Consider the following 7,747-nt stretch of genomic DNA (forward strand, 5'->3'; position numbering starts at 1 on the left):
TTATTATACTAAATCTAATCAATTTAATTCTATTAATGATTTTAAAAACTATGATAAAGATTTAAAAGTTTATGTTGATCCTTATCCATTTTATGCTGGAAAAGTTTCTACTATTTATGTAACTTCAAAAGATGATGTAAAAATAAAAAATGCAAAACTTATGGGAAGTGCAAGACCAATCGTAAAATTTTTTGAATTAAAAGATGCTAGTGATAAAATGAAAGTTTATAAAAGTGTGTTTGGAATATATGTAGGCTCTCAAGATAAAAAATATCAGTTTCAATCAAATGTTGAGCTTAAAGATAAAACTATAGCTACAGTAGCTTTAGATATTGATTTGGATTTTACACCGCCTCCTCCAAAACCTAAGCAAATACAAGGTGTTACAACAACTATGAAAAATATTATAAGTAACCCGCAGAAATCTAAAGAAGAAAGAGAGCTTCTTAACGGTAAAATTTATATAAGCTATACTCCAACAAATTATGCTGATAGTGTTTATATAATGCCGGCACAAGGAAGATACTCTTCTGGTTTTGGTGCTTTTAGAGGATATACAAAAGATTATGCTAGATACCATCAAGGTTTTGACATTGCAAACACTAACGGCACACCAATAATTGCTGCTAATAATGGAGTTGTGAGAGTTTCTAGAGAATTATTTGTAAGGGGTAATTGTGTTGTTATAGACCATGGACAAGGTGTTTACAGTAGTTATTTTCATATGTCTAAACTTATAGCTAAAGAGGGGCAGTATGTTAAAAAAGGTGATATTATTGGACTTATAGGCTCTACTGGTATGTCTACAGGACCTCATTGCCATTGGGAGATGAGAGCAGGTAATATGACTTTTGACCCTTTAAGCATATTAGATAAACCTACTAAATTTAATGTAAAAGTGCTTACGGAGTTAAAATAATTTTTGATGAGTGATTTTAAAACTATAGACGTAAAAAATATACATAATGCTGAGCCTTTTGTTATTAGATATTTAACTTTAATAAGTGCTTTTATTTTGGTTTTATTATTTATATTTATATTTGGTACTAATAGGCTTAATGAAGAATATAATATAATTAATATATGGAATAAAGAAATATCTTCTACATTAGACCCTGTTAATGATAATAACTATAGTATAGATGGTACTTTTAAACATAATTTCTTTTCAAAGCCTGAAGGAATAATTCATTATTTTGATTCAAAAGGAAAGACATTATATTTTACAAATTTATCTGCTGGTGAACTAGCTTCATTGAATAATGGATATTTTATTAAGTATAAAAGATACGGTAATGTTATAGAATGCTACAACAGCAGCGGAGAGATTTTGTGGCGTACAAATACTTCTGTATACCCAGAGATTTCACCTTATGCCAATAGGAGTATTTATCATTCTAGCGACAACTCTAAAGTTCAGATGTTTGATTATGATAATAACCCTCTAAGCGAACATATACAATATGGAGAAATTATTACAGACGGTGCTTTTGCTTCATATACAGGTGATTATATATCAGGTTTTTCAAGCGGTGATATAGCCTATATAAACAGAAACGGCAAAATGGATTATAGCATATCTACAATACTTAGCGAAATAAATATAGTGAAATCTGTTGCTTTAAGCGAGTATGGAAGTTTTGCTTTATCTATTAGCGGTATAAGACCAGAGTATATAACATTATATGATTCTAAGGGTAAATCATTATGGTATTTAGATACTACTCTAAACAGGAGAAAGCATGTATCTTCTTATGTTAGTGAGAAATCTATGCGTGCTTTTATGCTTGCAGACAGAGATATTATAATATATTCTCTAAATAATGGGAAAGAGATTAACAGAATAAACATAGAAAAATATAATATGCTTAATGCTGTTAATATGAAGCTTAATGCAGAAACTAATTCCACTATAATGAGTGTTTCTAAATCGGGAAATAGTGAGGTACTTATATATGATAATAAATTTGAAGAGGTGATATTTGAGAAAAGTATAGATGCTTGGGTTTATTATGTTGATATATCTACAGAGTATAATGAATATATGATAGTTAGCGATAAAATGATATATGCTTATAAGAGAGTGAAGTTATGATAAAAAAAAGTTTATTATTTATTTTATTTATTCAATCAATTGTTTTTGCTAGAATTCCTATTGATGAAAATAAGATTAGAATAACAAGCACATTCGGCGAGTTTAGAACAGACCACTTTCATAATGGTGTAGATTTTGGCGGAAACAGAATGCCTATATATCCTATAGCAGATGGTGAGATAGTGCATTATTCTGATTTTGATGAAGACCCTACAAGACCAGTATATGGAGTAGGCAATACTCTAATAGTAGAACATAATGAAGGCATTAGAAGTTATTATTATCATATAGACAATGGAAGCATAGAAAAAAATTATGCAAAGGTAACAGAAAATGATATTCTTGCTTTAACAGGTAATACAGGACGTTCTGGAGGAGCTCATTTGCATCTTACAATAGAGGATATGAGAAAGGGGCTTGTTATAGACCCTCTTGCTTATCTTGATATGAATAAAGGCTCTGAGCAATCTCCTCTTATACATGGTATATATCTAAGAACAGAAAATAGATTAATACAGATAAAAGACAATATGTCTATAAGATATAATGATGAGCTAAAATTATTTGTTAAGGCTTATGATTTACTTGGAAGTATTCCTATGGGGCTTAAGAGAGTAAAAATATATATGAATGATGATTTGCTTAGGGATTATGATTTTACTTATTTTATTAAGCAGAACAATGTTTATTATATATCTCCAGATTATAGATTTGAAGATGTTTATGGGGTAGATTCTCATTATTATAGGGGAGGAAGTTTTATACCTAAGCGAGGCAAATATGTCTTTAAGGCAGAGGTTACAGATTTCGATGATAAGAGTGTTGTGCTTACTAGAAGTGTAAATTTTCATTAGGTATCTTGTTATGAATGTTGTTATAATACATAATGGCTTTAATAAATATGTTTTATATTGTTTAAAACAACTTAAAATTACAAATAAAAATTCTAATGTTTATTTATTATCAGATAAAGAGTATAAAGAATATTCAAAGTATAGTATTTTTGTTAATATAAATAATATATTAAGTGATGATGCTAAATTATTTGCTAATAAATATGTACATTTAGGAAAAAGTAATCCTAATTATGAAATGTTTTGTATGCAAAGATGGATTATATTAAGAGATTTTATGAAGCTCTATAACATAGAAGAATGTTTTTATATGGATAGTGATGTTTTAATATTTTCTAATTTAGATGAAGCATTGTTACCTTTTAATGATTATAAAATATCTTTAGTATCAAATTTAGCCTTAAGCATGTATATTAAAGATGTTTCTATATTAGATGAGTTTAGCTCTTTTTTGCTTAATAAATATACTAATGAAATAGAAATAAATAAATTGAAAGAGATATATTATAATACTGATAGAGTAAACAATGGAGTTGCGGGTAGTATTTCTGATATGGATTTATCTAGAGAGTTTTTTAATAATAAAAAAGTTGGTAATTTGTATAATATAGTTAATGATTCTATTTTTGATATTGGTTTATTTTATGGAGGATTTGAAAAGATTTTAAAGGGAAAATATAGCTTAAATAAAATATATTTTGAAAATAATATTCCGTATTCTAATTTTATTTATGATAATAACAAAAAAATAAGATTTCATTCATTACATTTTCTTACTTGGACAAAAATTTTTATAAAAGATGCGTTTAAATGTAAAAATTTGAATTATAGTGAATATATAATAAATATCTATAGAGAAATTAAAGTGTTCGAGAATAGAATTAAAAAAATATTGAAGCCTTGATATAATATTTATAATATGTTATAATTAATGAATTAAAAAATATAGAATGTGTAAAATATAGTAAATGATAGGGAGTTTAATCAATGGAAATTATCTTAAAGAAAGATTTTATATCACTTGGCTATGAAGGTGATATATGTAAAGTAAAAAATGGTTATGCAAGAAATTTCCTTATACCAAGAGGAATAGCTGTAGTAAAAAATGCTGCTAATTTAAAAACTTTAGCTCAAATGCAAAAAAGCTTAGAGAAAAAAAGAGCTAAAAGAAAAATGGAAGCAGAAATACTTAAAGGTAAAATTGTTGATATAAGTGTTATAATACCTGCTAAAGTTGCTGATAATGGTAAATTATATGGTTCTGTTAGCCAGCAGACTATAGTTGATGCTTTAAAAGAAAAAGAAATAGATATCAATAAACGCGATGTTCATATGGAAAAACACATTAAAGAACTTGGCGAATATGATGTTGAAATAAAATTATATCATAGTGTTAATGCTAATATCAAAATTAAAGTTGTTAATATCGACAACGTTGATAATGCTGAAGCTAATACAGAAAATACTGAAGCTGCTATTACAACAGAAGAAAATAATTAATGAATAATACTCCATGCTCCATAGAGGCTGAAGAGTCTCTACTTGGAGCTATGCTTCAAAACTCTCAGGCCATATCTGCAGCAATTTCTAAAATAGTATCAAAAGATTTTTATAGTGAAAGAAATAGACTGCTTTATGAATGCATTCTTGAAATGCATAATAGAGGAATTGCTGTTAATGCTGAAACTACTTTAAGATATCTCAAAGAAAATGGTCTTTTCGATAAAATAATTCAAAATGATGAAGTATATTTAACAAAGATAATAGACGGAAGTCCTTTTCATCAAAATGCTAAATATTATGCAGAAATTATAGCAGAAAAATCTTTATTAAGAGATTTAATAACTGCCACTCAAGATATACAGAACTCAGCATATGAGGCTAAAGACTCTGAAACTAAAGAAATAGCCGATTTTGCAGAAAAAAGAATATTTGAAGTTACTCAAAGAAGACTTGATAATGATTTTATACATATAAGAGATTTGCTTTATGAAGCATTAACTACTATAGAAAATAGAAAAAAACATAAAGGTACTGTTACAGGTGTGCCTTCTGGTTTTATTGGGCTTGATAAAGTTACTCATGGTTTTCAGCCTTCAGATTTAATCATATTAGCAGCTCGTCCTTCTGTTGGTAAAACTAGCTTTGCTTTAAATATAGTTGAACATGTTATTACTAATATTGAATCTATGAATTTTGGTATTGGTTTTTTCTCTTTGGAAATGAGCAGTATGCAGCTAGTTGAAAGACTTATTGCTAGTAAGGCAAGAATTAGTTTATCTCGTGTAAGGTCTGGGGATTTGGAGAGGCCAGAGTGGACTAAATTAGGGCAGACTTTTAATAGTTTATCTCAGGCTAATTTGTTAATAGATGATTCCAGCCAATTAACCATTATGGAGATAAGGGGTAAGGCTAGGCAGATGAAATATAAATTTGCTGAGATTGCTAAAACTACAGGAAAACCAATAGATTTAAAATTAATAGTAGTTGATTATTTGCAGCTTATTCATTCTAATGCAAATACAAGAAGAAATGGTACAAGGGAACAAGAGATAGCAGATATATCAAGAGGTCTTAAAGCATTAGCAAAAGAATTAAATGTGCCTGTTATAGCATTAGCACAGTTATCTAGGGCTGTTGAACAAAGACAGGATAAACCAAGGCTTTCTGATTTACGTGAATCTGGTTCTATAGAGCAAGATGCTGATATTGTTATGTTTCTTCATAGACAAAAGCCTAACAAAGAAGATAAAGATGAAGAAGTGATAGATGAGAGAAATAATCAAGTGGAAGTGATACTTGCAAAACATAGAAATGGTGCTATACTTGAAGGGTTACCGCTTAATTTTATTGCTGACCAGACAAGATTTGAAAATATTAATGTTAATAATAATTAAAATAAGGACTTTTGCCCATGGAATTATTTGATGTTAAGATAGAAGTTAGAAAGGGTATAAAAAATAGGATTATCATATTACTTGATACATTAGGTGAGTTTGCTTCTTTACTTATACAAATATTTAAATATACTTTTAGACCTAGTTTTTCTTTTAAGCTTTTAACTGACCAAATAGTAAGAATGGGAGTAGAGTCTTTTATTGTTGCTGCTGTAACGGTGCTTTGTACGGGAATGGTAATGTCGCTTCAGATAGCTGTTGTTTTGGACAGTGTATTAAAAGGTATATCTCAGTTTGTTGGTTCTATGGTTGGTAAGGCTATGGTTAAGGAATTATCTCCTATGCTTCTTGCTTTAATATTTGCAGGTAGGGTGGGCAGTTCTGTTACTGCGGAGATTGGTACTATGCAGGTAAGTGAGCAGTTAGATGCTCTAAAAACATTATATACTAACCCAATAGAATATGTTGCTGTGCCTAGATTTTGGGCTGCTGTTATATCTTTACCTATGCTTACTGTTTCTGCTGATATAATAGGGGTACTTGGAGGGGCAGTTGTTACTGTGTTTGTGCTTAATAATGACCCTGCTATTTATTTTGATAGGGCTATTGCTGTTATTTCGCTTGGGGACTTTATTGGAAGTTTAATAAAATCTACTATTTTTGGTGCTGAAGTTATTTTGATTTCTTGTTTCTATGGATTTAGAACTAATGGAGGAGCTGAAGGTGTTGGTAAGGCTACTACTATTAGCGTGGTTTATAGCTTTATGCTAATACTTATAACAGACTATCTATTAGTTTCAATACTTGGTATGTTTGGAATGTAATAAAATAAAAAAATTATATATTATTTATTGCTTCTATTATCATATTAAAACGCATACCTAGTGAAGCTTTTATTAAAATTGCTGTTTCTTCATTACTGTTTTTTATAATATCAATTATGGTATTTATGCTCTCTTCTACTTTTTTAAAATGCATTTTAGAGCAGGTAACTTCATTATCTATTTTCTCTGAATTATCTCCTACTGTAATAACTTCATTTATATTTTTTAATGAGTTTATAAATACTCCTATATCTTTATGAAAAGAAGAGTTTTCAGTTTCTGTTTCAAGCATATCGCCTATAATAGCTATTTTTCTTTTTTCTTCTCTTTTAGATAAATATATAAGCATGTTTTTTAATGCTGTAGGATTTGAATTGTAGCAGTCGTTTATAATAGAGCAGTTATTTATTTTTATTATCTGCATTCTGTTTTTTTGATTTTGATAATTAGTTAAAGCTTTTGCACATTCTTCTAAATCTACGTTATAGAGTTCTGCTGCTTTTAGAGCCATTAATATATTTTGTAAATTAAAATCTCCAATTAAATTATGATTGAATGTTACATTCTTATAAATAAAACTATTATCATCTATCTTTTTTATTTCTTTTATATCTGCCTCTATAATGTTTTTTATTTTTTTGTTTTTTGCCTCGCTTAATAATATATCTACTTTGTTTGTGTTTTTATTTATAATAGCATTTTCTTTTGCATTATTAAATAACTCACTTTTAGCAAGAGCAATATTTTCTAAAGAACCCAAAAAAGCAATATGTACAGGCTCAATATTATTAATAATAACAGTATCAGCCTCTATTGCCTCTGATATTCTTAAGAGTTCATTTTTATGATTCATTCCAGCTTCTATTACTGCCATATCATAGCTATCATCTAAATTAAATATTGTTTTTGGTACTCCTATTTCATTATTAAAATTACCTTCTGTTTTTAATGTTCTATATTTTGTGCTTAAAAATAATGCTGTTAATTCTTTTGTAGTAGTTTTTCCGCAGCTTCCTGTAATTGATACTACTTTTATATTAAATCTTCTTCTATATTCTCTAGCCAACTTTATAAAAA

8 protein-coding genes are annotated in these 7,747 nt (G+C 28.3%); 7 read left to right on the forward strand and 1 reads right to left on the reverse strand.

Going from position 1 to position 7,747, the window contains the following annotated elements:
* The 7 genes from E6A48_RS01730 to E6A48_RS01760 all read left to right on the forward strand — a co-directional run.
* Positions 1–919: M23 family metallopeptidase (locus E6A48_RS01730; protein ID WP_219708272.1), on the forward strand; the 919-nt coding region annotated here is incomplete at its 5' end.
* A gap of 6 nt (positions 920–925) precedes the next feature.
* Positions 926–2,095, forward strand: a complete 1,170-nt coding sequence (locus E6A48_RS01735; protein ID WP_219708273.1) for a hypothetical protein — start codon at positions 926–928, stop codon at positions 2,093–2,095.
* Positions 2,092–2,949, forward strand: a complete 858-nt coding sequence (locus tag E6A48_RS01740) for a M23 family metallopeptidase (RefSeq protein WP_219708274.1) — start codon at positions 2,092–2,094, stop codon at positions 2,947–2,949. The genes E6A48_RS01735 and E6A48_RS01740 overlap by 4 nt, the downstream gene beginning before the upstream one ends.
* Positions 2,950–2,959: 10 nt before the next feature.
* Complete coding sequence (locus E6A48_RS01745) at positions 2,960–3,853, forward strand: hypothetical protein (protein ID WP_219708275.1); 894 nt, start codon at positions 2,960–2,962, stop codon at positions 3,851–3,853.
* 83 nt (positions 3,854–3,936) lie between these two features.
* Entirely contained in the window at positions 3,937–4,449 is a 513-nt protein-coding gene (rplI, locus tag E6A48_RS01750) for a 50S ribosomal protein L9 (RefSeq protein WP_219708276.1), read from the forward strand.
* On the forward strand, positions 4,449–5,846 hold the full coding sequence (dnaB, locus tag E6A48_RS01755) for a replicative DNA helicase (RefSeq protein WP_219708277.1): 1,398 nt from the start codon (positions 4,449–4,451) through the stop codon (positions 5,844–5,846). The genes rplI and dnaB overlap by 1 nt, the downstream gene beginning before the upstream one ends.
* 17 nt (positions 5,847–5,863) lie before the next feature.
* Positions 5,864–6,670: an MlaE family ABC transporter permease gene (locus E6A48_RS01760; RefSeq protein ID WP_219708278.1), complete on the forward strand. Its 807-nt coding sequence runs from the start codon at positions 5,864–5,866 to the stop codon at positions 6,668–6,670.
* A 13-nt stretch (positions 6,671–6,683) separates the two neighbouring features.
* On the opposite strand, the gene E6A48_RS01765 is transcribed toward E6A48_RS01760, so the two are convergent.
* A partial coding sequence (locus tag E6A48_RS01765; RefSeq protein ID WP_219708279.1) for a UDP-N-acetylmuramoyl-tripeptide--D-alanyl-D-alanine ligase occupies positions 6,684–7,747 on the reverse strand: 1,064 nt, incomplete at its 5' end.

Origin of the sequence: Brachyspira pilosicoli, assembly GCF_019402445.1 — a bacterium.
GTDB classification, from domain to species: Bacteria; Spirochaetota; Brachyspiria; order Brachyspirales; family Brachyspiraceae; genus Brachyspira; species Brachyspira pilosicoli_B.